The sequence below is a fragment of the Anabaena sphaerica FACHB-251 genome (assembly GCF_014696825.1).
GTDB lineage: Bacteria > Cyanobacteriota > Cyanobacteriia > Cyanobacteriales > Nostocaceae > RDYJ01.
The window spans coordinates 1-25866 of record NZ_JACJQU010000002.1; the positions used below are offsets into that span (position 1 = coordinate 1).

The 25866-nt window shown below is 39.2% G+C and carries 23 protein-coding genes and 1 tRNA gene; 6 read left to right on the forward strand and 18 right to left on the reverse strand.

Features of this window, described 5'->3' with window-relative positions:
- Positions 1–334: 334 nt before the first annotated feature.
- Entirely contained in the window at positions 335–2533 is a 2199-nt protein-coding gene (locus tag H6G06_RS03745) for an amylo-alpha-1,6-glucosidase (RefSeq protein ID WP_190557257.1), read from the reverse strand.
- A 139-nt stretch (positions 2534–2672) separates the two neighbouring features.
- Between H6G06_RS03745 and H6G06_RS03750 the strand changes: the two genes are divergently transcribed.
- From H6G06_RS03750 to H6G06_RS03760, 3 genes are all read left to right on the forward strand, one after another.
- Entirely contained in the window at positions 2673–3284 is a 612-nt protein-coding gene (locus H6G06_RS03750; protein ID WP_190557259.1) for a peroxiredoxin, read from the forward strand.
- A gap of 84 nt (positions 3285–3368) precedes the next feature.
- Positions 3369–3905 (forward strand): peroxiredoxin family protein, encoded by a 537-nt coding sequence (locus tag H6G06_RS03755; RefSeq protein ID WP_190557261.1) that lies wholly within the window; start codon positions 3369–3371, stop codon positions 3903–3905.
- A 24-nt stretch (positions 3906–3929) separates the two neighbouring features.
- Positions 3930–4580, forward strand: coding sequence for a glutathione S-transferase family protein (locus H6G06_RS03760; RefSeq protein ID WP_190557263.1), 651 nt, complete (start codon positions 3930–3932; stop codon positions 4578–4580).
- A 588-nt stretch (positions 4581–5168) separates the two neighbouring features.
- On the opposite strand, the gene H6G06_RS03765 is transcribed toward H6G06_RS03760, so the two are convergent.
- From H6G06_RS03765 to H6G06_RS03780, 4 genes are all read right to left on the reverse strand, one after another.
- Positions 5169–6428 carry an alkaline phosphatase PhoX gene (locus H6G06_RS03765; RefSeq protein WP_190557265.1) on the reverse strand — a complete coding sequence of 420 codons (1260 nt, stop codon included), beginning with the start codon at positions 6426–6428 and terminating at the stop codon, positions 5169–5171.
- A 448-nt stretch (positions 6429–6876) separates the two neighbouring features.
- Complete coding sequence (locus tag H6G06_RS03770; RefSeq protein WP_190557267.1) at positions 6877–7869, reverse strand: DnaJ C-terminal domain-containing protein; 993 nt, start codon at positions 7867–7869, stop codon at positions 6877–6879.
- A 279-nt stretch (positions 7870–8148) separates the two neighbouring features.
- Positions 8149–8625, reverse strand: coding sequence for an AAA family ATPase (locus H6G06_RS03775; protein ID WP_190557269.1), 477 nt, complete (start codon positions 8623–8625; stop codon positions 8149–8151).
- A gap of 122 nt (positions 8626–8747) precedes the next feature.
- Complete coding sequence (locus H6G06_RS03780) at positions 8748–10037, reverse strand: glucose-1-phosphate adenylyltransferase (protein ID WP_190557271.1); 1290 nt, start codon at positions 10035–10037, stop codon at positions 8748–8750.
- Between the two features lie 508 nt (positions 10038–10545).
- On the opposite strand from H6G06_RS03780, the gene H6G06_RS03785 reads away from it, so the two are divergent.
- From H6G06_RS03785 to H6G06_RS03795, 3 genes are all read left to right on the forward strand, one after another.
- Positions 10546–10848, forward strand: a complete 303-nt coding sequence (locus tag H6G06_RS03785; RefSeq protein WP_190557273.1) for a type II toxin-antitoxin system HigB family toxin — start codon at positions 10546–10548, stop codon at positions 10846–10848.
- Between the two features lie 198 nt (positions 10849–11046).
- Positions 11047–11448: a helix-turn-helix domain-containing protein gene (locus H6G06_RS03790; RefSeq protein ID WP_190557275.1), complete on the forward strand. Its 402-nt coding sequence runs from the start codon at positions 11047–11049 to the stop codon at positions 11446–11448.
- Positions 11449–11478: 30 nt separating this feature from the next.
- Complete coding sequence (locus H6G06_RS03795) at positions 11479–12924, forward strand: glycoside hydrolase family 13 protein (protein ID WP_190557277.1); 1446 nt, start codon at positions 11479–11481, stop codon at positions 12922–12924.
- On the opposite strand, the gene H6G06_RS03800 is transcribed toward H6G06_RS03795, so the two are convergent.
- The 13 genes from H6G06_RS03800 to H6G06_RS03855 form a co-directional block, all read right to left on the reverse strand.
- Positions 12921–13166 carry an HNH endonuclease gene (locus H6G06_RS03800; protein ID WP_190557279.1) on the reverse strand — a complete coding sequence of 82 codons (246 nt, stop codon included), beginning with the start codon at positions 13164–13166 and terminating at the stop codon, positions 12921–12923. The two genes, H6G06_RS03795 and H6G06_RS03800, sit on opposite strands and share 4 nt — an antisense overlap.
- Before the next feature lie 18 nt (positions 13167–13184).
- Complete coding sequence (locus H6G06_RS03805; RefSeq protein WP_190557280.1) at positions 13185–13760, reverse strand: Uma2 family endonuclease; 576 nt, start codon at positions 13758–13760, stop codon at positions 13185–13187.
- Between the two features lie 125 nt (positions 13761–13885).
- Complete coding sequence (locus H6G06_RS03810) at positions 13886–14104, reverse strand: type II toxin-antitoxin system HicB family antitoxin (RefSeq protein ID WP_190557282.1); 219 nt, start codon at positions 14102–14104, stop codon at positions 13886–13888.
- Positions 14105–14388: 284 nt separating this feature from the next.
- Entirely contained in the window at positions 14389–14775 is a 387-nt protein-coding gene (locus tag H6G06_RS03815; protein ID WP_190557284.1) for a KGK domain-containing protein, read from the reverse strand.
- 104 nt (positions 14776–14879) lie between these two features.
- A complete protein-coding gene (locus H6G06_RS03820; RefSeq protein WP_190557286.1) occupies positions 14880–15317 on the reverse strand; it encodes a KGK domain-containing protein in 438 nt (145 codons plus the stop codon).
- A gap of 84 nt (positions 15318–15401) precedes the next feature.
- A complete protein-coding gene (locus H6G06_RS03825; RefSeq protein ID WP_190557288.1) occupies positions 15402–17783 on the reverse strand; it encodes a dynamin-like GTPase family protein in 2382 nt (793 codons plus the stop codon).
- Between the two features lie 54 nt (positions 17784–17837).
- The gene (locus H6G06_RS03830) at positions 17838–20393 is read right to left on the reverse strand and encodes a U32 family peptidase (protein ID WP_190557290.1); all 2556 of its coding nucleotides are present in this window, start codon (positions 20391–20393) and stop codon (positions 17838–17840) included.
- Positions 20394–20489: 96 nt separating this feature from the next.
- A complete protein-coding gene (locus H6G06_RS03835; RefSeq protein ID WP_242039589.1) occupies positions 20490–20873 on the reverse strand; it encodes a hypothetical protein in 384 nt (127 codons plus the stop codon).
- Between the two features lie 252 nt (positions 20874–21125).
- Positions 21126–21620: an MAE_28990/MAE_18760 family HEPN-like nuclease gene (locus H6G06_RS03840; protein ID WP_199306579.1), complete on the reverse strand. Its 495-nt coding sequence runs from the start codon at positions 21618–21620 to the stop codon at positions 21126–21128.
- Positions 21621–21641: 21 nt separating this feature from the next.
- Positions 21642–21884 (reverse strand): hypothetical protein, encoded by a 243-nt coding sequence (locus H6G06_RS26975; protein ID WP_199306580.1) that lies wholly within the window; start codon positions 21882–21884, stop codon positions 21642–21644.
- Positions 21868–22929: a ParA family protein gene (locus H6G06_RS03845; RefSeq protein WP_190557293.1), complete on the reverse strand. Its 1062-nt coding sequence runs from the start codon at positions 22927–22929 to the stop codon at positions 21868–21870. Before H6G06_RS03845 ends, H6G06_RS26975 begins: the two co-directional genes overlap by 17 nt.
- Before the next feature lie 260 nt (positions 22930–23189).
- A tRNA-Met gene (locus H6G06_RS03850) sits at positions 23190–23263 on the reverse strand.
- Between the two features lie 149 nt (positions 23264–23412).
- Positions 23413–25851, reverse strand: coding sequence for a peptidoglycan DD-metalloendopeptidase family protein (locus H6G06_RS03855; RefSeq protein WP_338422905.1), 2439 nt, complete (start codon positions 25849–25851; stop codon positions 23413–23415).
- Positions 25852–25866: the final 15 nt, after the last annotated feature.

The window sequence follows — 25866 nt, forward strand, 5'->3', positions numbered from 1 at the left end:
TAACTCCTTGTGCTTAACAATACACTCTGTGTTTCTCTTTCTTTTTAGTCCATATTTTTCAGCTTCAACTATAACACAAATGACTATGTTTGACTATATCTAACTATATTTTTGTTATTTAAACTATATACCTGAAAGTGCTTGAGTTACTGCTGCTACTCCATAAGCTTCACCTTTGTCTGGCCCGCGATGATGTTCACGTCCTTCTTCTGATTGAGTAGGCATAAAATTCTGCTTACATAATCGTAAGTGATATATATCTACTTTTTAAGCTAAAACTGTTATTTATGACCGCCTTCTATCGTGAGAATTAATTTTTATTTCCCACTAGCAATCATCTAAAATGACGAATCACCTCAGCCACAGACCAAGCTTGAGCGATCGCACCTCTAGATATATGCGGTGCATCACCATCAAAAATTTCCGAAATCGAACCCAGACAACCACCAGACAAGAAATGTTCTAAAAGCGGTTCCCAATCAAAAGGTAATGTTTTCTCCGGGTAAAAACGCTCCCAAGCCCGGATATAGGCACCTATTAACCAAGTCCAAACAGTACCTTGATGATAAGCGCGATCGCGTTTTTGCGAATTGCCCTCATATATGCCTACATATTCTGGATCATTTGGATCAAGACTTCGCAAACCGTAAGGAGTCAATAATCGAGAAGTTGCCAAATCTAATACTTGTTGTGCCTGCTGTGGTGAAAAAGCGCAATGATGCAGAGATAAAGCCAAAACAGCATTGGGGCGAACTTGCGAATTCCGGCGATCATCCAGGTCAATAATATCGTATAAATAACCTAGCTGCGGATTCCAGAACTTTTGCAAAGAAGCTTTTACCTGTTCTGCTTGCTGTGCATAGCGTTGCCCTTGATGACTTAAACGGATAGAATGATCTATATCTATGTGGCTCAAACGTTCTGCCCACTGACTCAACCAACATAAAGCCGAATACCACAGAGCATTGATTTCTACTGCCTTACCGCGACGAGGTGTAACAGGTAATCCTTCCACCACAGCATCCATCCAAGTCAGAGCTACACCTTGAGCATCCCAACAAATTAGCTCATCAATAGCATCCATCTGGATATTGTAGCGAGTACCGCCAATAAAAGCTTTATGAATTTGCTGCACAACTGGGAACTGCTCTAATAAAAACTGCCAATCTTGAGTAGCTTCTAAGTAAAGTCCTAAACTTTCAATCCACCACAAAGCCGCATCAATACTGTTGTAAAACGGTTCGCTATCAACATCAGGAAAGGCATTGGGTATCAGTCCATGACGACAGTAACGGCCAAAAGTCTTTAACAGTCCTTTTGCTAAATCAAAGCGTTGAGTAACTAGTGTCAATCCTGGTAAAGCAATTAAAGTATCTCTTCCCCAATCATTAAACCAGTGATATCCAGCAATCACTGTAGGACCAGCTATAGAAGCACGATAGACAATAAATTGATCACTGGCTTTAAGCAGTTGTTGCCAAATTGGTGATTGGTGATTGGTAATTGGTAATTGGTAATTATTCCCCTGCGCTCCTGCGCCCCTGCGCCCCTGCTCCTCTGCTCCTCTGCTCCTCTGCTCCTCTGCACCCCTGCGCCCTGCTCCCTGCTCCCCTGCTTCTTCTCTCCAAGCAAAAATTTGAGCCAGTCTTTCTTGTTCTGCGTCTACTGCTTCTGCAAAGCTGTCGGGTGAGAGAATCGGTTGTTGAGAGTCGGGTAAACCTACTTTGGCTTCTAGGGTGACTGTATCTCCTGGTTGGAGGTTAACTATTAAATAACCAGGACTATAAAGGTCTTGGCGATCGCCTAATCCCCGTTTTGTTTCTGCTGGTAAACTATAATTCCAATACCACACTTCATCCGCTTGATAGTCTCCTTGCGTCCAGCGCAGATGCCAAGGTGTACCAAATTGGCCAGCATTCTTCATTTGCAGACAGATTAGCTGTTGACTGAGTAATTGAGAAAACTGTATTTTTTCACTCCCAATTTGCTGATGATGAAAATCGCGATCGCCTATTAACAGCCTTAACCTTAAAATCCCTGAATCCTTCCCCTCATACTGATATTGAATCAAAATTCTCTGGGTAATGGGTGATTGGGAAAAATCTTCTCCCCCTGCTCCCTGCTCCTGGTCACTGAGCGACTTGTACTGAGCGCAGTCGAAGTAAGCCGAAGTGCTGCTCCCCTGCCTTTCCCAATTCCCATTTGGCATCACTAGCTTTCTAGATAACTGCCAGTTATCCCCACTCCAAACCCATTTGGGAACTGGGTTAATATCGAAATGGTGCAGAAACTTATAGCCTGTTGGTTCAATTTCATTACTACCCCACAAATTTGTCCCCAGTGCTATGACTTTTCCCGGTATTTCTAAACTTGCTTCCAAGTGAGAAAGTAGTAATTTTCTTCCTGAAGGTGGATTTGTAGCAGCAAATAACCACCCATGATAAGTCCTTGTATGCACATCCGAAACTGTACCACTGGCAAAACCACCCAACCCATTGGTTAATAACCATTCTCTAGCATCTAAATCAGTCATCGGCTACTCAAATTCGTAATGACTATGATATAGTCGTAACAGATCGTAATCAAACTGTGACAAGTGTGGAAGGGTGAGTTTTAGTTGCCCCGAATTCCCACGCTAAAAAATGGATATAAGTTGAAGGAGAACTAGGTTAATGACGCTCACTTACGGAACAGAAGGATGCCTTCGTGTTGGTCAACAGGCTCCCGATTTCACAGCAACAGCTGTATTAGATCAGGAATTTAAGACAATCAAACTTTCCGACTATCGCGGTAAGTATGTCGTTTTGTTTTTCTACCCTTTAGACTTTACCTTTGTTTGCCCCACTGAGATCACAGCATTTAGCGATCGCTACGAAGAATTCAAGAAGCTTAACACAGAAGTTCTCGGTGTTTCTGTTGATAGCGAATTTTCTCACCTCGCTTGGATTCAAACAGATCGTAAATCTGGTGGTGTTGGTGATTTAAATTATCCCCTGGTTTCCGACATCAAAAAAGAAATTAGCGCCGCTTACAACGTTCTCGACCCCGCTGCTGGTATTGCTTTGCGTGGTTTGTTTATCATTGACAAAGATGGTGTTATCCAGCACGCTACTATCAATAATCTAGCTTTTGGACGCAGTGTAGAAGAAACATTGCGTACATTACAAGCTATCCAGCACGTTCAATCTCACCCCGATGAAGTTTGTCCTGCTGGTTGGCAACCTGGTGAAAAAACAATGGTTCCCGACCCTGTGAAGTCCAAAGTTTACTTCGCAGCAGTCTAGGGGACTGGGGACTGGGGACTGGTGACTGGGTAAGAGTTTTTACCAACCACCAATCCCCCATTAACTTCTAATTTTTAATTATTTATGTTGACATCAACAGATTTTACAGGTTTATTTAATGAGCGATTCTTCCGCAATCTTTTACCTAAACCTGCACTCGATGAGTTGAGGTTGGGAGTAGGAACGCCAGATTTTAAATTAACAGATATTACCAATAATCGCACGGTTAAATTATCAGATTATCGTGGTAAACAACCTGTTCTTCTGGCATTTACAAGGATTTTTACAGAAAAGCAATATTGCCCTTTTTGCTATCCCCATATTAAAGCCTTAAATGAAAATTATGAGGAGTTTACAAATAGGGGTATAGAAGTTTTTATGATTACTAGCACCGATAAAAAGCAAAGTCAAGTAGTAGTTAAAGACTTGGGCTTAAAAATGCCTTTATTGAGTGACCCTAGCTGTCATGTTTTTAGGACTTATCAAGTAGGACAAGCGTTAGGAGCGCCTTTACCAGCGCAGTTTGTCTTAGATAAAGATGGGAAATTACTCTATAGGCATTTATTTTCATTTTTGGATCATAATGCTAGTGTAGAGACATTGCTAGAAAGATTTAATTAATAATTAAACTTGTGGGTTATTTTCATGTTAAGACTTTATCATTTGCCGATTTCTCCAAATTCACGCCGAGTCTGGATTACACTGCTAGAAAAAGGACTAGATTTTGAACTGGTAGAAGTTAAACTAAATGGAGAACAGTTTAAACCAGAATTTTTAGCGATTAACCCTTTCCACCACATTCCAGCTTTAGTAGATGACGGTTTTAATGTAGTAGAATCATTGGCAATTTTAGATTATTTAGAAGCTAAATATCCAACGCCGACAATGTTGCCAAAAGATGCCAAAGATTTAGCAATTGTGCGAATGGTAGAAATGGTTTGTGTTAATGAATTATTACCTGCCCTGACACCACTGATGTCAGTAATGTTTAATTTACCAGGAAAAAATGCAGAAGCAATTGAGCAGGCTCAGATAAAAATTACCACATCATTGAATTTTTTCGAGAACTTGCTTGATGAGCGTCCATACTTTGGCAGTGAGAACCTAACTTTAGCCGAAGTTGTAGCGGGAAGTATAGTACCATGGTTGCCGAAAGCTGGTATTTCCTTAGATGACTATCCAAAACTGAATGCTTGGTGCGAGCGATTGGTTGTACGTCCAGCATGGCAAACTACCCAAGCGACACCAGAAATGATAGAAGGTTTTCGGAAACTGTTAATGGCGAGAATGGGATAATTTAGCAGGTGATAGGGGACAGAAAATAGATAAAAATTCAAAAGCCAAAGGCGAGACAATACTGCTCGGTTAAACCCAAATCCCTTGTTTAGACTGCATGGGAGCGGGGAGCAGGGGGCAGGGGAAAAAAATGCAAACTTCTCTCCCTGCTCCGTTCTCCCTGCTCCTCTGCCTGCCTCAAAGAAAAAGTCAAAATCCTTAACCGAGTAGTATTGAAAGGCGAGAGTTTATTTTTTCCCCTACACCCCTACACCCTAACTAGGGTAAGCTGTTACGCAGCTAAATTTTATTATCCTTATATAGGGCTTGCTGAATAAACATAAAACCTAGATGAATCAAGGGATTCAGGGGTAAAAAAGGGTAAGAAGGTGCAAGCAATAGACATTAAAACCATCAAAAACTGCTAACTTTTACCTCTAGATAAACCATTTTTAGCTGCTTCTAATTCTGACTCCTGACTCCTGACTCCTAGCCCCTACCAGAAGACTTTCTCAGCAAACCCTATATAGTTAAGTCTTGTGGTGCGGGCATCTTGCCCGTTAGACTTATACAAATTAAATGCACAACAGCTTAATACAGGACGTAGGTTTACCAAGGTCCCCAGATAGCAAAGGTTATGCCTGGACTCTGTATGTTGACAAACATCGTCTGACCATCGGGGGAGAAGCAAACCCCAGCGAACTCTGATGTGTTGAGGGCATTCTTGGCAAACTTGTAAAGACTGCCACTGGGAGTGATGCCCAGAATGTAATCTGTTCCATCCCCATCTTCACAGAGGAAGATGTCCCGGTTGGGGAAAACCACAATATTGTCTGGATTGTCCAGTACACCAGAATTGTTAGGTTCAATATAGAGTTCAACAGTATTGTTAGTGGGCGAATAACGCCATATCTGCCCATCTCCAGAACTACCCCCACTCTTGCAAGTGAAGTAGACATAACCACTGCCATAAAAGATGCCTTCCCCACCTGAAAACCTAGCGGCACCATTGTTATACCCTTCTATTCTGACGGTATCAGAGGTGGGATCAGGATTGTTAATCTGTACCCATTCCACCGCTCTAGGCAGATTTTGTGGGAAACCCGTAGCTGTGTTGACTCCAGGCAACCCTGTAATCTTTAAACCATATAGCAAGCCGCCAGCACTCAGGTTGTTGCTTTGGTTAGGAATGAAGCGGTAGAAAAGCCCGTCTCCCCTGTCTTCCGTCATGTAGATATACCCTGTGTTCGGGTCTACAGCAGCAGCCTCGTGATTAAAACGCCCCATTGCTGTTAGTGGGACGGGGGTGACAAAAGTGGTTGCGCTACTGGGTACTTCAAAAACATAGCCATGCTTCTTGGTGTTATTGGTTTCAAAGGTTTCCTCACAGCTTAACCAAGATCCCCAAGGCGTAAGACCACCAGCACAATTACGAATAGTTCCTGCTAGGACTCCCCGATGATCTAGCAAGATGCCGGAAGGATTAACAACCAATTTAGTGCAACCGCCCCTCGCCTTTGTGTTGTACTTCTTGTTATTGGGAGCGCCCAAACCGTTACTAGAGGAGGGCGCAAGTTCGTGGTTGCGAATTAGAATTGTATTGCCGTTGGAATCTGAAAAGGCACCCATACCATCATGACCACCTGGTACCTTGTAAGCATCATTCATCGTTTGACCTGTTTCCGACAGTCTGCGGTAGGTGAATCCAGGTGGTAAATCTAATACTCCTAATGGGTCAGGAACTAAATTGCCGTATGGACCTGCTGCGATCGCGCGTTTGGCATAGAAGGCTTGCAAAGGAGATAGAAGAACAGCACCTGCCGCCGATGCCCCTGCCATCGTAAAAAACTTACGTCTCGATAGATTCAAAGTATACTCCCTAATATTTTGGAGGAGGTTTATTTCGTTGTAAATAACCAAACTCAATTATCTAGGAGAGGAGTTTCTTTGAAATTAATAAGAGGTTAAAAAACGATTAAACGATTATTTATCGTACTCTTTGTGGCGTAGGCTATCTGGCTTATGTGGTATTAAAAAAGTGTGTGTCGAAGTGCTGATCTTGCTTTCATCCAACTGATAATCAAAAAAATAATTTCCTGGTTGTAAAATCCAAATTAATATTAAAAATTTTAACAGTTTATTTTTAATAAAATACAGCAGATTTCAGATTAATGAAGTACAGAATCGCAATTCAAAGCCAGACAGTAAACCAGTTTTACTCCTGACTACTGATAGCGTAGCGTGGCGTAAGCCATATTCTGCTGTATTAGCAATAGGGGAAAGAAAGAAACTGTTTTTCTTCCCCTACACCCTTGTTTTATAATTTAACCTGTGCCAAATGACTGCGGGGGTTGTAAGTACGGATAGCCCGGAGTTTCTCATAATATTCTCGCTCCTGTGGGGTGAGGTCTTTTGGGGGTGCGATCGCTACCTTCACCATCTGATCACCACGTCCACCCTTAGCTAGAGGCCAACCCTTACCACGTAAGCGCAGAGACTGACCAGAACGGACTCCCGCAGGTAGCTTAACATTGACATTACCATCCGGTGTGGGTACATCAATAGCAGCACCCAGGGTAGCTTCATCCGGGGTAATTAGCACTTCACAAACGAGATTATCACCCTCTATTTGGAAAAAAGAATGGGGTTGTAGTTCTATCTTTAAATACAAATCTCCCCGTTGTTGAGTCATGGGGTTAACTTGACCTTTGCCCCGCACCCGCAGACGAGTACCAGTTTTTGCACCTGCGGGGATGCGAACATCAATGGTTTCGTTACCCAAATTGAAGCGTTTTTGAACCCCAGCGAATGCTTCTGCAAAAGTTAAGCTAATTACAGCTTCGCTATCTTGGGCTGCACCAGCACCAGCATCTTGAAAACCAAAATCATTAAAACCGCCATAACCTGCACCTGGTCTACCTGTGGAGGTGCGATAAGAGTAACCTTGTCTGCCAGTACGGGGTCCTGCACTACCAAATAAATCATTGATAAAATCATTAAAGCTGCCGTATTGACTGAAGTCAAAGCCGCCCATATCAGCACCAGCAGCACCACCACCAGGGAAGCCTTCACCTACCTGCTTCCAGTATTGACCGTATTGGTCATATTTTTTGCGTTTATCTGGGTCGGATAGAACTTCGTAAGCTTCGTTAACTTCTTTAAATTTTGCCTCTGCTTGCTTGTTACCGGGGTTAACGTCAGGATGGAACTTGCGGGCTAGTTTACGAAAAGCTTGTTTAATTTCTTCTGGACTGGCAGTTTTACTAATTCCTAAAATTGAGTAATAGTCTTTAAAGTCGGTTGCAGCCATCTACCAGCCTCCTGTAAAAATTTAGGTTATGTTTTTTTCTAAGATTTGAGATTTACTGTTTGCCAAGTCTAATGCCTGGGAACAGGATTATGATCTTAAATTAGCAAAGAATATCAAAAATAAAGTGTGTTTGTCGCTCATAGTGCCAGCGAAATTACCGTACTTTTGAGGAGGCAGGAGGCAGGAGGCATAAGGCAGGAGGTAAATATTTCTTACCATCACTCTACACCCTACACGCTATTCCCTGTTTTTTGACTTTTGACTTGATTTTTCTCCCCATCACCCCATAACCCCACCTGACTCCTTGTAAATAAGGTCGTCTAGTCCTTCTTCTAGGCTAGGGGGAGCATCCCGGAGTTGGCGGTGCATTCGTAAAATGACTTCTTCAGGAACTTGACGGTTACGCTTTTTATTCCGTGCTAAACACAGCCAAACTGGAGTTTTTAACCATAGCCCAGTAATGTGAGTAAAACCGATTTCACGGGCTAATTCTATGATTTCCCGGCGATGTCGTCTTTGAGCGTTGGTGGCATCGAAAATGGTGAATATACCTGCGGTAGTGGCTTGCTGAAATTGTCTTTCTATTTCCCGCCAAATCAATAGCCAATGTCCTTGAGTTGCTTCTGCACCAAAAAGCTGCCCCCGGATGGCATCTGTGGAAATTAGCTGCATCTGGGGGCATTCTGTCAATAATTGTTCTGCCAATGTTGATTTACCGCTACCAGGAAGACCAATCAGCAAAAGTAGTTTAGTCATTGGGGACAGGTGACAGGTGACAGGTGACTGGGGACAGGTGACTGGGGACTGGGGACTGGTGACAGGTAAGAAGTTTACCAATTACCAATTACTAATTACCCATTACCACCAATTACCAGTGACTAAATAACTGTTCCATCAGGAATAACGGCATTTTTGAGAACAACTACAATCCCACTACGGATGTAAAAGCCTTGTTTTTCGCGTTCAGCTTCTTGGACGTTATCTTTGTTGATAATTTTCACATCATGACCAATGCGGGCATTTTTATCAATGATGGCTCGGCGAATGATGGTATCTGTGCCAATACCTACAGGGATGTCACCTTGTCCTATGCTACATTGGCGTTCTACAGAGGGTTGGTAATAGTCTGCACCCATGAGTAGGGATTCTTCGATTACACAGCCTGATTCAATCCGCGATCGCACTCCCAAAACTGAATGCTGAATGCGGCAATTTTTCAAAATACAACCTTCGCCAATCATTGATTCTGTAATATCACAATTCAACAATTTAGAGGGAGGTAAATAACGAGCGCGGGTGTAAATGGGTGCTGCTTCATCGTAGAAGCTAAAAGGCGGCATTGGTTGTTGAGTCAGGGCTAAATTAGCCTCATAAAAAGCTTCAATTGTTCCAATATCTTCCCAGTAGTCATCAAATAAGAAAGCTTGAACGTTGTGATCCTTAGCGGCATCAGGAATAATTTCTTTACCAAAATCAGTCCGTTCTAAAGATTCTTTCAACAGTTTGATCAAAACATCTTTTTTAAAGACATAAATCCCCATCGAGGCGATGTAGGGTTGTAATTCGGCTTGTTCTTTGGTTAAACCCAATACAGTAGTATCGACACGCATTTGCGCTAAGGCTTCACCTTTGGGTTTTTCGCTAAAGTCAATTACCCTACCAGAGTTGTCGATTTTCATCAAACCAAAATCTGAGGCGCGACGATCATCAATAGGAATTACAGAAAGTGTAATATCAGCATTTGTGTCTCTGTGACGCTGGATAAACTGACGATAATCCATGCGGTAGAGGTGATCACCAGAAAGAATCAGAAATTCGTCTACATCCCAATCCTGTAACATCCAGATGTACTGACGCACAGCATCAGCCGTACCTTGGAACCAGTTGGGGTTTTCTGGTGTTTGCTGTGCTGCTAACACTTCCACAAACCCATCACTGAAGCCGCTGAAGTTGTAGGCGCGGGCAATGTGACGATTCAGAGAAGCTGAGTTAAATTGGGTCAGGACGTAGATTTTAAATATCTCTGAATTAATGCAGTTGCTAACTGGGATATCTATTAAGCGATACTTCCCAGCCACTGGTACTGCGGGTTTAGCGCGGAGTTTGGTTAGCGGATACAGCCGAGTACCCGCACCCCCACCAAGTATGATTGCTAAAACTTTTTTCACAAAATTTCTCCAGACTGCCTTTCAACTCTCACCTACAGTTTAGGACTATGAGTGGCAGCTGATAAGGGGGGATCAAAGAATCTTGGGGAAGAATTTTTGAGAAGGGGGTTAGGTGGATAAAGTAGAACTAATGTATTAATGATACTGGAGGTGTGTAAGGGGGGAGGATCTCACAGGGGTAGGTTTTTAATATTATCTGTGAAGGCAGGACTAGGAAGATAAGGAGGTATTGTAGACAAGGAAGATTTTAGACGCGAAATGGTCTTTTGACGGAGTGTTATCTTTACCAAAAAAAACATAATCCTGTACGGTTTTCCTCCCTTGTCTACCTTGTCCACCAAGTCTTGCCCTCACGACAATGTAAAATACCTACCCTTGTGAGGGGGGGGAGAATGGGTGTAAATTAGCATTCGCGTTTTAACCTAATCTTAAATAAAAGCTATCTTTGAAGAGTTGACTTTATGTTCTCAATATGTGAACATATAATTATTCTATTTATTCAAAGCCTATGAGGTTGATTAAACGACAAAATGTTATAGAAGATGCTAAAAAATTCCCTCAAGATATACAACAAGCTGTTAAAGCCTGGTGTAAAGTAGTTAAAAACTCTGACTGGCAGGACTTAGAGGATATCCGAAAAAGTTATGACCGCTCTGTAGACAAAGTAGAAAAATTTTTAATTTTTAATATTAAACCTTATCGCTTAATTGTAGGTTTTAACTTCCAAGCAAAAATATTTTATTACAAATATCTTCTCACCTATGATGACAGGACTTACGCAAAACAGAACGGAAGTAGGGGTAATTCATGAATTACCCCTACGCAAGAATCAGGTTTTGAGTTCAATCTTGCGTAAGTCCTAGATGAATATGAAACTAACAAATGGAAAGATGATCCTTTATTCAAAAAACCATCTAAGAAAGATACGTAATTAATTTAATGAAGGAGAGTTATTATCTCCCCAGTTACAAAATGTATAAACCTTGATTGAGTAAAAAGTGATTGAAGTATGACTATTACACTGGACAGGAAAACCTACGGTTCTCTTTTAGAACAATACCAACCTAAAGTTATTACTTCTGAGGAAGAGTATAATCTTGCTATTGAATCTATAGAAAAGCTGATGGAATGTGGAGAAGAACTTTCTCTAGAGGAAAATTCTTTATTAGAATTGCTTTCTATTCTTGTGGAAATATATGAAGATTCCCAATTTTCTCTAGAATCAGCATCTCCCCAAGAAATTCTATTACATCTTATGGATGCAAGAGGACTGAAACAGGCAGATTTAGTTGAAGTTATAGGTTCAAAGGGTGTAATTTCAGAAATTGTGAATGGCAAAAGATCCATTAGCAAAGCACAAGCTAAAGCTTTGGGAGATTTTTTCAATGTTTCTGCGGCGCTTTTTATTTAAAATTCACAGGTTCATAATTTATTAGTAAATATGCCAATTCAAACACCAGACTGGGTTAAACACGCCGTTTTTTACCAAATCTTCCCCGATAGATTTGCCAAAAGCAAACAACCACATAAACGTTTATTACATGATGCCAAATGGGAAAATTGGGATGCTTCCCCCACACTCCAAGGTTATAAAGGTGGAGATTTATGGGGGATTTTAGAACAATTAGACTATATTCAAAGTTTAGGCATTAACGCCATTTACTTTACACCCATTTTTCAATCTGCTTGTAATCACCGCTATCATACCCATGATTATTATCAAGTAGATCCTATTTTAGGAGGTAATGAAGCATTTAAAGAATTACTAGATGCGGCACACCAACGGAATATTAAAGTAGTTCTCGATGGCGTTTTTAATCATGCAAGTCGGGGGATATTCTTTTTTCACGACATATTAGAAAATGGACCTCATTCACCTTGGGTAGACTGGTTTAAGATTGAAGGTTGGCCACTTGCACCATACACAGGTGATGCACCTGCAAATTATGTAGGATGGGCAGGAATTCGCTCTTTACCAGTATTTAACCATGATAACCCCGATGTACGTGAGTACATTATGCAAATTGCCGAATATTGGCTAAAATGCGGTATTGATGGATGGCGTTTAGATGTACCTTTTGAAATTAAAACTCCGGGTTTTTGGCAAGAATTTAGGGAAAGAGTAAAAGCCATAAATCCCGATGCTTATATTGTAGGAGAAGTGTGGACAGATTCCCGCGAGTGGTTGGATGGAACTCAATTTGATGGGGTGATGAATTATTTATTTACGGGTCCCACTATTGCCTTTACCGCTGGCGATCGCGTAGACTTAGAACAAGTAGAAGGACGTGATTATCAAACCTATCCACCATTATTTGCTGCTGAATACGCGGAAAAAATAGAGGATTTATTAAAACTTTATCCTTGGGAAATTCAGCTAACACAACTTAATTTACTCGCAAGTCACGATACAGCCAGATTAATTACCATTGCAGGTGGTGATATTGCAACTGTGGAATTAGCAACTTTACTTTTATTAACTTTTCCTGGTGCGCCAAGTGTGTATTATGGTGATGAAGTTGGTTTAACTGGTGCATTAGATCCAGATTGTCGTCGTGGTTTTCCGTTAGAAGCAAATTGGAATCTAGAAATACTGGAAACTCATAAACAATTAATTTCTCTACGTCATAAATACGAAGCTTTGCGGATTGGAAATTATCAAGTTCTTTATGCAGAAAGAACGCTGTATGTGTTTACGCGAACTTTGGGAAATGAGGAATTAATAATTGCGGTAAATGTGGGTAATGAGTCAGTTACAGCTAGTTTTGATGATAGTCAACTACAAAATCAACCACAAACATTACTATATGGAAACGGTGAAATAAAATGGAATGGTCAAAATGCTGATTTTAACATTCCTGCACGTAGTGGTTGCATTTTCGGTTAAATGTCAAAATGTCGGTGAAAACGATTGTCAATTTTATTGGTTTTGCTTTTATTACAAGTTAAACAGAGAGTTTGTAAATTGCTAATATCGTTTTTTCCACCACGAAACAAAGGGATAATGTGATCAATACTGAGGTTAGTTTCTTGGGAGGTTTTACCGCAGCTTTGACATTGATATTTATCCCTTTGGTAAACATAGTTTCTAACTTCTGGGGGGATGGGGATACGTGGGGTTTTATTCATAATTTTCTGCCTTTCCTTCTATTTCCTTAAACCAGCATTTTTAAATATTTCATCCGGTGTAATTTGCAAATTTGGTAATACTTCGTGACTGATAATTTGCTGATCTCGAAAAGTAAGAGGAAGAGAAGAAGATGTGAAGACTGTGATAGTTTGAGATATTGTATCTACTACCCAAACTAGGGAAATTCCAGCTTGTAAATAATAACTAGCTTTTTCAATCATATCTCCAAAAGTTTGACCAGGAGAAATAATTTCAACTACTAATTCTGGTGTAACTGGACAAGCTTCATCTTTTAACCAGTCAATGGGAAGACGTTGGTAGGAAACATAGGTTAAATCAGGTATGGGTATCCAATCTTGTTGATTTCTGGTTAATTTTACACTCCATTCAACAACAACGCGACCTTTTTCTTGCGCCCATTTAGATAATACTATCAATAGTGATCCAGTGGTCGAACCGTGAAAAAATTTAGGAGACATTTGCTCATTTTTATATTTAGGTACAGCTTCACCATTCACCAATTCATATACACTATCACTTTCAGGAAGTGAGAGAAATTCTTCAAGGGAAAGTTTATTTTTAAGTTGAATCATAGTTAGTTGTCAGGATTTTATGGATGTGGTTTTTTGTCGGAATCATGATTTACAATTCCCCAACTTATTATGATCAATTATTCATCAGATGCAAAGATTATGGCAATAATTCAGGGATATTTGATTTATGCAGCTTGATTAAATGTTGGTTGTGGAAGGGTTTCACCTGTTGTTTGATAAGCGATTACTAATGATTCTAAAGCCTCGATTCCATTATTAACTGCTTCTTGATAATTGTCTCCATGTGTCCGCCAAGTTTGTCCAGGAAAGTCTGGAAACCCTACTAAGAAACACTTATCTTCTTCTGACCATTGAATTATCATTTGATATTTAAGTTTCATCATTTCCTGTTTTACCTTCTATTTCTTTAATAGCTTGTTTGACATCTTTTTCTTGATACTTTTTGGCATCTGTACTATCTTTACCAGAAATAGTTATTTTTCCATTATATAATGGATGTATCTAGTTAGTGTGACTTCCTTTACCGGGAATTTCTATAAAACCAGCTTGTTAAAGCATTTGTTTTAATTCTCTAATTTTTTTAGGCATTTATTTAATATTTTGTCTGAATCAGGATGTCCTGATTTAGACAATTATAAATCGCGTCTACTCAGGTGGACTAATTAATTTATGATGTAGCTTCGTTTATCTTACGTCGTAAATCATCAAGTGGTGACTCTGGTTCTTTTATTTCTGGTGTTTCTTCAATTTCTGGTTCATCAGAACAAAATTCTAGAGATATTTTCATTCTAAATTTTCCTTTTTGCCAATTTTCACCAGGTTTTAAAATCTGACAATCAACACCCTTAATCATCCAATCAGCAGTATTCTTTACAGAAGGTAAAACTCGACTGTTTATAGATTTTAATTGCTTATCTAATTCATCTAACCCACCACCAATTAAAAATATATTCAATAATGCTAAGTGCAATTGACTGGTTTTGAACAAGCAATCATTAAAGTCTAGTATAATCTCAGTTTTCACAGAATCTAGAATTTCAAATTTATCTTCCATCTCTTTTCTTCCTTTGCTTATTTACGCTTTTTTATGAGTATATAAAAACTGCGATTAAAAATCGCATCTACACAAACAAAGTCCACCTGTGTGGACTAACTAATTTATGATGTAGCTTCATTTAGCTTACGTCGTAAATCATCAAGCGGTGATTCTGGTTCTTTTATTTCTTCAATTTCTGGTTCATCAGGAATAAATTCTATAGATATCTCTAGATTAATCTTGACTTTTCCTTTTTGCCATCCTTCAGAACGTAATTTAAGTATTTCACATGGTATTCCTTCATCAATCCACTTTTCGTAAAGTATTCTATCCAAACTTCCAGTTATCACACCCTTCTTACCTATATGTTGTCTATTTATTGCAGGAATATTTAAATATAAATTTTCACTTTTGAAAGAATTTGTTAATTCCTCTCCTAATTTACTTTTATTGAACAAATTATTGATTTTTTCCTTTAATTTCTGCATTTTAAACATCGCACTGCCACAAGATATGGCATCATCTTCATTACAACCAATAAACTTAAAATTATCTTCCATCTCTTCCTCCTCTCCGCGTCTCTGCGTGCAAAAAAAAATCTAAACTATGGTGAACACAGAAAAACCCTGTATTCACCCAAAACATTATACCTCTTCCCCTCCAATCACAGGTAAAAGATGTTCATATAACTGCATTGCTTGTAAACAGCTATTAATTCCCAAAACTGCTGTATTATATTCCTGAATTTTCTCCTCAACCTGATTTAACAAACGTTGATTATTAGCAATCTTTTCCTCAGCTTCCTGTTGCAAAGTCTTCTCTAAATAAGCACGAGCATGGGGATAGAGTTGTAAAATCTCATCTCCTTGTTTTTCCCCCATTGGTAATAAATGAGTTTTGATAGTTTGGTTGATGGTTTGACGGAAAGATTTACGAATGGTAACTTCAACTTTTGGTTCAAAATCTAACTTCAATAATTGTCTAATTGCAGGTTCAGCATCTCTGATACTTTCTGCGTCGTAAGCTTGGGATGTTTGTTGTAATGTTTGCCGAAATTGATAAATTGAAAAAGTCCCTTCATCATAAAATCTGGGACTTTCTCTCACAAATCTATCGCACTCCACACTAGCAGCAGTTACCAAAGCTTGAGAAATCAATTTTTCTATTTCTTTTATCTTCAGTTCAATTCCCCCATCATTACCTAATAAGCGATACAATTGACGGTAATATTCTGATTTTCTAATCTTTTCCATTATCTGTCGGAATAGATTAGCAATTACTTGTTCACAAGATTCAATTAAAATGTCTTCCAACTGATTTGATAAATAATAAAAAGCCTCTACTAAAATAGCTAATAAAGGTGCAGTTGCGTTGCGGGGATGACTCAAAGTTGCACGACGATAAGCATCAGCTACAGAAAAGCTATCTAGCAACTCATCCAAACGACGAATCATTTTTGATTGTAATTGTCGAAAATCAGCTTCAAAGTCCTCACAATGATTATTAATGATTTTGTTGACTTCATCATTAATATGTTGATGAAAATCTCTACCGACTTGCTGGAGTTGCTGATTTAATTTTTGCAACTCATATTCTTTCATACTTTCGATTTCTCGCGGTTGACTATCTAAGTCTCTTTGTACACTTTGATAGTGTTTTTTGATTTTGATACAAATATCTTCTAAGTCATCTGCGAGGTTTTTAAATAACTGGGGACGTTTTTCTTCTGTAAGATAGCGTGTAATTGAACTGCGAAATTCTTCAATTCCGCTATCTTGAATCAGTTGGTTAATTAATGGTGTTCCCTGTTCGCTTAAAATTCTCACATAGTTTTGATTAGGAGTTTCAAAGCTGTTAACAGAAATTCTAAATTGACTAGGTGATAATTTCCCAGAAGTACAATAACGATTAAATTCATTGACAAATTGTGGTGTTTCTTCTTTCGCATCTAAACCTTTGACACTTTCTGCAAAAATCGAATCCAAACCAAATCTATCTAATCTCGTTGTTTGTTTCAATTGACTACCATAAAAACCTAGTAAACCACTGGTTTTATAAACCCTGCTCGTATCTCGAAATTGTCCATTAATTAAATCTTCTAATCTTTGTTTGAGTTGGTTATTGTACCAAGTTTCATCTATGCGGTTGAAGATATAAAAAACTCTATCTCTAATACCTGCATTTTCCCGCATGGTTTCCAACAATTCTGTTTCTTCTTTTGTCATATCTCCTGCTGATGCAGGTTTGAGAACACAGACTACTGCTGATGTATCGGAATGTTGAATTTTCGCATAAGTTAATTGTGCATCTTTCTCTACTGGTGCATCAATTCCTGGTGTATCAATAATGATATTACCATCTTCTAAAAGCGGATGATAACAATAATATTCAATTCGTTTCAAAACCGCACTATTACTACCTCTTCGCGCATATTCCGCAGCTTCTTTGAGATTGATAAAATTAAACTGTTCCATTGAATATGTCGCATTATTCAAGGTATTGATGCGTTCTCGGTTTGCTACATATCCTTCTAACAATAAAATTAATGCTTTTGCTTGTTTTGCACGTTCTGATTTACTTTCTCCTCCCTCTTGTTGAATAATTGCTTGACAACCTTGATGCAATAAATCAATTACATCTTGTTTATTGATATTTTTAACGGTATTAAATCCCAATTGTTGACACAAAAAAACCGCTTGTTCTCTGATTTCTGCTTCACTCAAAAAGGTTAAAACTACTCTTTCTTCATTTGCTGGTGCATATTCAATTTTGCATTCTGTACCAGTCGCGTGTCCTTCTGCACTATATAATAATTCTCTCTCTAAAAGTGCATTAATTAACATTGATTTACCAGCACTAAAAGCACCTGCAAACACAATTTCAAATCTGGGAGAAATAGCTTTATCTAAAGATATCTGCACAGATGTAATATCTTGAGAACGCAAAGCTGCTTCTTGGTGTAGCAGTTGTAAAATAGATTCGACTTGTGATTGCAGTTGCTGACACTGGGGCGCTAAATTTGACATAGTAAGTAGTAAAAACGGTTTATAAGTATTGTAATACTACTTATTGTATTTTGGCTACATCATACCCAATGCACCACGAGTAACACCTAGTTGATTTTGCAACTTCAATTTTTGCCAAAGTTGAGAACCAGTGATTTCTCCTTGCAAAAGTTGTTGATAATAATGTATTGTTTTGGTCACTTGTTCTGGTGTTTCGTTGAGAAATTCAATTCTCAAATGTTGTAAACCCAAGCTTATTAATCTTTGTACATATTCCGCACCAGTTTGTGCAGTGCCGTTATATACTGTATTTCGACATCCTGAATCAGCTTTGAGGATGTGTTCACTACCTACTCTGTCTCTCATTTTTACGTCGTGTTTTTCGCAAGGTCTACCGCAGTTAGTGTAGTCTGTTCCTTCAGATAGGAAAGCACAAAATACGCAGTGTTCCATGTGAAACATGGGTATATGTTGATGTATTGTTACTTCAAAATGTTGTGCTGGGTAATTTGTAATTAAATCTTCAAGTTGGTTAATATTTAAGTCGTAGGATGCGGTTAATCTTTCTAAATTAAAACGTTGTCTCAAGTAGTCTGCGGTTAAGGGATTAGCAATATTTAAGGGAAAGTCAGCAATACATCTTTCGTTGGCAAAATATTCTAATTGGTCGTAATTTCTGATTAAATAACCATCAGCTTCAGCATCTTTCACTTGTTTTAAAATCCAAGTTTCTCCAGGTTTGGTTATGCGGGGTGGTGCTACAAAAATACTGGGGACTGGGTTAATTGAAGAATGTCTCCATTCTCTAAATATTTTTACTGCTTCTCGATAGTTGCGGGGATTTTCAAATTCGCAATATACAGTTTTGATATCTGTGGTTAATACGGCTTTGAGTTGTTCGATGTTTCTAGCTAAAACAATGAGGGAAGGGGAATTAGGAACAGGGGAAGATTCAGGTGTAATTAAATCTTGCCATCTTGCATGATGATTTAATTGCCAAAGTTTGGGTTTACTTCTTAATTTTTCTAACTGGTTGACAATTTCCCGACGCATTTTATTTAATTCACTAACAGGTAACATCGCATGACATTTGATGTTATTTGTGAGAGTTCCTAAACAAAAAGCTGTGTTACCTAAACGTCCCAATTGTTCTTTTAACTTTTCATCATTTAAAGGTTTAGTGTGTGCTTCAACCAGTAATATTTCCGATTCTATTTTAACTATATTACCAATTTCATCACGAACAACAGCTATTAATTTTTCTCCGATTTCCCCATATACTTCTATATTAATAGGTCGTGTAAATTGGGGATATTCTCCATCATAACTTTGACGGATTTGTTTATCTAATTCTGGGTCACTTGTTTTCCAAACTTTATTTCCTCTATGGATTTTTAGAAAATTCAAATCATCTCTACCAAAAGTTAAAATTACCTCGTTTCCTTTTTCTACAACCCCATATATCCTTCCTCCTTCTTCTCGCATTTCTGGATGTCCGCAGTCAAACACCACACCATCACCAGGTTTAACAGGTGCTGCTAATTTCACTGTTATTTGTTCATTTCTAACGCGGGTAACTTCTCCTAAATAAACACCGCGTTTTTTTCCGAAGTTTGCATGAACTAATTCTTGGTTATTTATCCCCTCAAACCAACCTGTATAAAGTCCACGAGAAAATGCCATTTCTAAATTATATTGGTCTTGACCTCTCCCCCGACCCCTCTCCGACACAGAGAGGGGAGTTTTTATTCCCCCTTCCCTAGAAGGGAAGGGGGTTAGGGGGTTAGGTCTTTCCGCTATTTTATCTAATGCTTTTCTATAAACTTGAGTCACATTAGCAACGTATTCTGGTGCTTTTAATCTTCCTTCAATTTTTAAAGATGTGACTCCCGATTTTACCAACTCCGGTAAAACTTCTAAACCTGCTAAATCTTGAGGACTAAGTAAATATTTACGATTACCTAAATCGACAATTTCACCATCTGCAATTAAATCATAAGGCATTCTACAAGCTTGAGCGCATTCTCCCCGATTTGCGGAACGTCCTCCTAATGCTTCGCTGGTTAAACATTGTCCAGAATATGCGACGCACAAAGCACCATGAACGAAAACTTCTAAAGGTAAAACTGCTTGTTTTTTAGATATTTGTTGTTGAATTTTATGAATTTCTGAAATCGAACATTCTCGCGCTAAAACTACTAATTGACATCCCAAAGATTTAGCAAATTCTACTCCTGTAGCACTGGTAATAGTCATCTGGGTTGATGCGTGAATAGGAAAGTCGGGGGAAAGATGACGAATTAAACGACAAATACCCACATCTTGAACAATGAGAGCATCAACACCAGCAGAAATGATAGTTTTGAGGTATTGCTGTGCTTCCGTCAGTTCCTGGGGAAAAATCAGGGTATTCAGAGCGATATAACCTTTGACTCCTCGCAGGTGCAGAAATTCCATTAATTCTGGTAAGTCTGCAATGGTGAAATTATCCGCCCTCATTCTGGCGTTAAACTTGTCTAAACCAAAATAAATTGCATCCGCACCATTTTCTACTGCTGCTTGAGCGCATTCCCAGTTACCCGCAGGTGCTAGGAGTTCGGGGAGTTTGATTTTTGTGGTGGTGCTTGTCATTTCGGTTAGTTAGGGTTTACGTCAGTTTATTGATTGTATCTAAGTTGAGGGGTGCTTGTGCGACGTATTTTTTCATCATTACCACCAAAAAACATCTTATTTTTTATATACCTTAATAATGGGGGTGACTTTGGGATTTTGGGGGTTACTCAGGTTTAATCTGTAGGTAGTTCTCAAAAAATCTTCGTTTTTGTTCCCTTTAACTGTGACTATATAATGGTTGAGTTTAGATTTGTCTTGCTCAAATTTTTCAATCAATTTATTTTGCAGTATTTCCGCGTTTTTCAGTCTTTTCGGTAACTGTTTACCAATTCCTAAACAAAATACTCCTGTATTGTCAGGAAATGTATTGATTTGTAAATAGTATGGCCGATTATTGGATTTAAAGTGATCTGTTAACCAAATATATCCTCTATTTTGGGGAGTTAGTTTTGTAAAAGTCTCTTTGGTTCTCTCATTAAAACCACAATTTCTATCCATAATTAGTTCACCAGATATTACGGGTTTTGAGAGAGTAAGTACAAACGTAGAACATAAGGTTAGGGTTGCTAAGTTCCCAGCGATAAATTTTGACAGTTTCAACATCAAAAACTCCTGTGGGTTTGGTATATCAATGGAGACTGTTTTTTCTCTGGGAAAGTTTCATCACTCATTTTTTTTTCAAAAGATTGTTTATTGGTTGTTGCAATGGTTCATGGTTAAATAAAAAGTTGAGTATCTGGTTTAAATATTCTACAAAATTTGATGAATACTCTCAACTACCTGTTCAATAAAATCTACCGCATTACCAACTAGTAATTCATCTATAGGCCAGCGATTACCTAAAGCTAATGTGGGATCTATATCTGCTTGGTGGGCAATCTTATTTCTACGATCTACAATCAAAATAAGTTGCTGTTTGATCTGGTTCGCTTGTTTAACATTTCCACTTATTTTAATAGCAACTTCATCCCATAATTTTTTATTTGATATGTACCTAATTGAATCAGCAATATTGTCTGGTGTCTGAAAACTTAGCTTGCTGAATTCTTTTCTGATTTCATTTTCTAACCATGAATTGTTATTTAGTTTATCTAAAATAGTAGTGGAAATAACAGGAATTAAGCTTGAAATATTATGAGACTGCTCTAAAAAATCATCCCCATAACTCTGCTGTATTTCACTCTCTATCCAAGTAGCAATATCTATAGCTATTGTTCTATCTTCACGCGCACTACCCAGCGACACTTTAAACCTTGAAAAAGCTGATTAATTTGTATTAGCAGTAACTGCTGGTTCTGAGCGTGTTCCTCGATGAATTTCCAGCATACCCAATGTAACAACCTCATGGACATAATAATCCAAGGCACTCACACTAAGAACTAGAGCAGATCGTAAAATATCTGAAATATCTAGAGCAGCAGTAGCTTGAGCTTTAATAGAGTTATGCAGAGAAATTAAATCCCGAACACGCTGAATGCTAATGCGAAATTGATCAAGGGCTGACTGCATAACTTGATGATAGTGCAATAATTTTATCTGCTAAATCGGAAAAAGTTGCTCTAAATTCTTCTTGCTTTTTTTGATTAGCTCCTAATACTATACCTTGCTGGTCTAACTGTTCCGGCGTGAGCGCATAAACTGGTGTGCAGTGTTCTTGTGATAGAGCTATTAAACTGTTAAAGTTAGAAATTTTGGTCATGGTAAAACTACCATTCATCCCCTGTTCAGTATAGACCTGATTAGGTAGTAACAAATTATTTTTATCTAGAATTGGTTTTAGCTTACCAGTAACTGTCTTCTCTATTTTTTCTATCCATGTTTGAAATGCTGCTGTTTCTTTACCTCTGATAATTCTATAGTTTTGAACTATAGTTCCTAAAAATTTCAACCTAAATTCAGGAAACGGATAAGCAGCTTCCTTTAATATAGAGTTTGCACTTGCCATCTTCGCCCACCCACACCACTTTGGTAGAATTCTGGATAGAGAATCAATTGCCATTACAGAGAAAAAATCAGCAGTAGTAGGCACTAAAAAAAAGTCACTTGTCATTAATAAATTTTGATTGATAGATCCTAAACTTGGACTCATATCAATTAAAATGTAGTCAGCATTAAACTTATTAGCAGTTTTTTCCAAGAGATCAGAAATTGCACCTGGCAAGTTTTTAAGTGTCTGAATTGAACCACTTAGTTCTTGTGCAATTCCTAATGTTACTTCGTATTCACCAAAGCCCACATGACCAGGTAATAAAAATAGACCTTCTTGTCCTTCTATCGAAATACAATCTACAGCTTCAATAGCGCGTGGTTGTGACTCAAAAGCAGGAGCCAAGCCAGTCTTAATATTAGAATGTGTATTGTAAATGTTTTCTATTCTTGCTTCATCATCTTCAGTTTCTTCTTTCAGTGCTATTCCTGTAAGATTACATTGGGGGTCTGTATCTACAAGAATTACTCTCTTCCCCTTGGAAGCAAGCATCCAACCTAAATTAAAAGTAGTAGTGGTTTTGCTAACACCACCTTTGTGATTAAATAAGGCGATCTTCTGAACCATTGCAATTATTTTGATAAATATCTCATTTGAGATATGTATTACTTAGTATAGCCTAAGTAAATTATTTCCGACTTAATACGCTAACAACAGTTGTTGCAGATATCATAGCAATTGATTTCGTAATTTTTGCTGTTATTAAATTAAATCAAAATACTATTAACCAGCACTGATTAATATATCAAAGCTAAACCATATCCTGTAAATCAGGCTTAATTTAGCATCTAACTAGTGCTGGTGTAAGATATTGAAAATTTTTAAAATGGCTCAGGTCAGATTTGAACTGACGACCCCAGGCTTATGAGTCCCGTACTCTAACCAACTGAGCTACTGAGCCGTGTTGTTTTATCAACTTCTATTAAGATAGCATACAAATTTAGTGGTGGCAATTCCCAAAACCAAATTTTTTTCCAAAATAAAAGAGGGAGTCAAACTCCCTCCACAAACCAGGCAATCACTGAGTTAAAAAACAGCCATATATTATATTTACAGGCGTGCCTGTGATGGCAGGAAAGCAATGGGGTTAACCGCTCCTTTACCTGCTGGATGAACTTCAAAATGGGTGTGGGGACCAGTGCTAAAGCCAGTGCTACCCATGGCAGCAATGGTCTGTCCTTGTTCCACTTCTTGGCCTACTTGTACTAAAACTCGGCTGTTGTGAGCATAGCGGGTCATACTGCCATCATGATGGCGGATTTCAACTAAAATGCCATAACCGCCGTTATTCCAACCTGCTCTTTCCACCCTACCTGGTGCTGCGGCATAAATTGGTGTACCAACGCCGTTAGCAATATCAATACCCCTGTGCATTCTACCCCAGCGCCAGCCATAGCCAGAGGTAAGTGTACCTTTGGCTGGCCAAATGTAAGCTGTGGAAGAAGAGGAAGGATTAGTATTCTCGTCAACAGTTTTAGGTAGGTATATATCTACAGCTGCCAAAGGTGGCAAGGCTGGGGATACTTTGGTTCCCCGCATTTTACCCAGGGAGTCGCTAGAGTTTGAGTTTGCACCAGCGGGAGGTACTGATAACCTAATTCCCGATGAACTACCAGAGGAATTACCTGAGAAAGCTGTTTGCCTTGACAGGAATTGAGGGTTAATTGGCTCCTTATTAGGTTGAGCAGTACGTAATAAAGGTTTAACAGGTTGTGCGCTGTAGCTGGGCAGTATGGGCTTAGGTACGGGAATGGATACCGCATTCAGTTGAGTATTAACCTGAGAATTTCTCCGATTATTGGCTTTTTCGACAACAATCGGGATTACTGTATTCTCAGTTTCAGCTACTGTTTGTACAGTGACACCAGACTGTTGATCGCGGTATTTTTCGCGTAGTCTCTCAATTTCAGCTTGCAAGCTACGGATACGCTCAGTACCTTTAGCCTTAGCTACCTTTTGAGGTGCTTGTTGCTCTCTTTGGGTTTCTGTAGCACTTTCGAGTAGTGAAGTATCACCACCCACTCCATAAGATGTAGGGGAAGTGAAGTCAGTTTCTGGGGTTGGCCGCTGATTATTCTTAACTACTGGTACGGGGATGCTTACACCACCGCTAATAGCAGGAGTATTGACCTGAAGCTGATTCTCTTTGGCTACTGGTACAGAAATAGCAACACTGCTGTTGTTGCTACTCACTGATGACTGTTTGGCTACTGGCACAGAAATAGCAACACTGCTGTTGTTGCTACTCACTGATGACTGTTTGGCTACTGGCACAGGAATGGCAACACTACTGTTGTTGCTACTCACTGATGACCGTGAAGCCAGAGGTAGATTGGCTTCTAAATCAGGCTGACTCAGAGGAGAACTAGCAACTGTGGCACTTCTGCTAGACTGGACTAAAGTGGGACTAGTTGCTAGAGTGGGCTGGTTGTAACTGCTACGCCCTGCTGTATCTGTGGGAATAATCAGTTTTTGACTGATTTGTAGCTGATTGGGATCATTGAGATTATTAGCTTGGACTAGTTCTGAGACGGAAGTACCGTAGTTAGTAGCAATCTCGGCTAATGTGTCTCCGGGTTTAACTTCGTAGGTTGTCGTCACTGATTGAGCGACAACTGTGGGGGCGACTGGTGCAGGAAATGGTTTCTGCACTGGCGCACTTGTCTGTTTATCCTGTTTTAACTTGGATATCAGGCTGGATTGGTTGGCATCTGTCACATCTTCCGACTGTGTTGCCAAATGGTTATTAGCTACAGTGCTTGGTTGTGCTACCTCAATACCAGTTGGTGATGAATTCTTGGTCTCCTCAGACCGCAACTCCGCCAGACTATTTCTTAAACGGTTCGATTTTTCCTGTAAGCGATTGAGAGCAAATTCTTGCTGCGCTTTTAGTTGTGCATTAACAACATTGCTAACTGGGTTTGCCGCTTCCACAATGACGGCAGGGACTTGAGAGTCAGCAACACCCTGATTTTGAGAAAATTGTTGTTCTGTCTGGGACAGTTGTTTTTCTGTTTGTAATTTGGATTGAACTGAGTTACCACTCAATCCCTGTTTTGCTTGCAGTTGCAGGTAAACAGCTTTTTTGTCAGCTTCTGATGTATGAATTTGCACAGCCATTTCCTTGGCTGTAACTGGCCATTTAGCTTCAAGCCCAGGCACTTGCGAAACTGCTGTTGGTTCCACGACGATGACAGGATTTTCAGGCGCGCTCGCTGAAGAGACGGCTTGGGACTCCAGCTTTGTGGCCGCAAATTTTATCTCAGTGTCAGAAACAGCAGGAATTGTTGAGGCTGCTTTTTGACTGCCAACAGGAGCCGCTGCTTGGGCTTGATCGCTTTGCCGAGTCACCAAAAGGCTGGTTGCGCCCATTGAGATTGCCAAGCCAATCATAGCGGCTTGGGTTCCCGCCCGGCGGTTTGCTTTGTGATTAGTCTCATTTAACGGCTCGACCGGGACACCATCGCTGTTGGGAGTATTGTTTAACACAGCCTTCACTCTCTT

Excerpts from the sequence above, each read along its gene's own strand:
- H6G06_RS03745 (WP_190557257.1), bottom strand. The coding sequence starts at position 2,533 with ATGACTGATTTAGATGCTAGAGAATGGTTATTAACCAATGGGTTGGGT.
- H6G06_RS03750 (WP_190557259.1), top strand. The coding sequence starts at position 2,673 with ATGACGCTCACTTACGGAACAGAAGGATGCCTTCGTGTTGGTCAACAG.
- H6G06_RS03755 (WP_190557261.1), top strand. The coding sequence starts at position 3,369 with ATGTTGACATCAACAGATTTTACAGGTTTATTTAATGAGCGATTCTTC.
- H6G06_RS03760 (WP_190557263.1), top strand. The coding sequence starts at position 3,930 with ATGTTAAGACTTTATCATTTGCCGATTTCTCCAAATTCACGCCGAGTC.
- H6G06_RS03770 (WP_190557267.1), bottom strand. The coding sequence starts at position 7,869 with ATGGCTGCAACCGACTTTAAAGACTATTACTCAATTTTAGGAATTAGT.
- H6G06_RS03775 (WP_190557269.1), bottom strand. The coding sequence starts at position 8,625 with ATGACTAAACTACTTTTGCTGATTGGTCTTCCTGGTAGCGGTAAATCA.
- H6G06_RS03785 (WP_190557273.1), top strand. The coding sequence starts at position 10,546 with ATGAGGTTGATTAAACGACAAAATGTTATAGAAGATGCTAAAAAATTC.
- H6G06_RS03790 (WP_190557275.1), top strand. The coding sequence starts at position 11,047 with ATGACTATTACACTGGACAGGAAAACCTACGGTTCTCTTTTAGAACAA.
- H6G06_RS03795 (WP_190557277.1), top strand. The coding sequence starts at position 11,479 with ATGCCAATTCAAACACCAGACTGGGTTAAACACGCCGTTTTTTACCAA.
- H6G06_RS03800 (WP_190557279.1), bottom strand. The coding sequence starts at position 13,166 with ATGAATAAAACCCCACGTATCCCCATCCCCCCAGAAGTTAGAAACTAT.
- H6G06_RS03805 (WP_190557280.1), bottom strand. The coding sequence starts at position 13,760 with ATGATTCAACTTAAAAATAAACTTTCCCTTGAAGAATTTCTCTCACTT.
- H6G06_RS03810 (WP_190557282.1), bottom strand. The coding sequence starts at position 14,104 with ATGATGAAACTTAAATATCAAATGATAATTCAATGGTCAGAAGAAGAT.
- H6G06_RS03815 (WP_190557284.1), bottom strand. The coding sequence starts at position 14,775 with ATGGAAGATAAATTTGAAATTCTAGATTCTGTGAAAACTGAGATTATA.
- H6G06_RS03820 (WP_190557286.1), bottom strand. The coding sequence starts at position 15,317 with ATGGAAGATAATTTTAAGTTTATTGGTTGTAATGAAGATGATGCCATA.
- H6G06_RS03825 (WP_190557288.1), bottom strand. The coding sequence starts at position 17,783 with ATGTCAAATTTAGCGCCCCAGTGTCAGCAACTGCAATCACAAGTCGAA.
- H6G06_RS03830 (WP_190557290.1), bottom strand. The coding sequence starts at position 20,393 with ATGACAAGCACCACCACAAAAATCAAACTCCCCGAACTCCTAGCACCT.
- H6G06_RS03835 (WP_242039589.1), bottom strand. The coding sequence starts at position 20,873 with ATGGATAGAAATTGTGGTTTTAATGAGAGAACCAAAGAGACTTTTACA.
- H6G06_RS26975 (WP_199306580.1), bottom strand. The coding sequence starts at position 21,884 with ATGCAGTCAGCCCTTGATCAATTTCGCATTAGCATTCAGCGTGTTCGG.
- H6G06_RS03845 (WP_190557293.1), bottom strand. The coding sequence starts at position 22,929 with ATGGTTCAGAAGATCGCCTTATTTAATCACAAAGGTGGTGTTAGCAAA.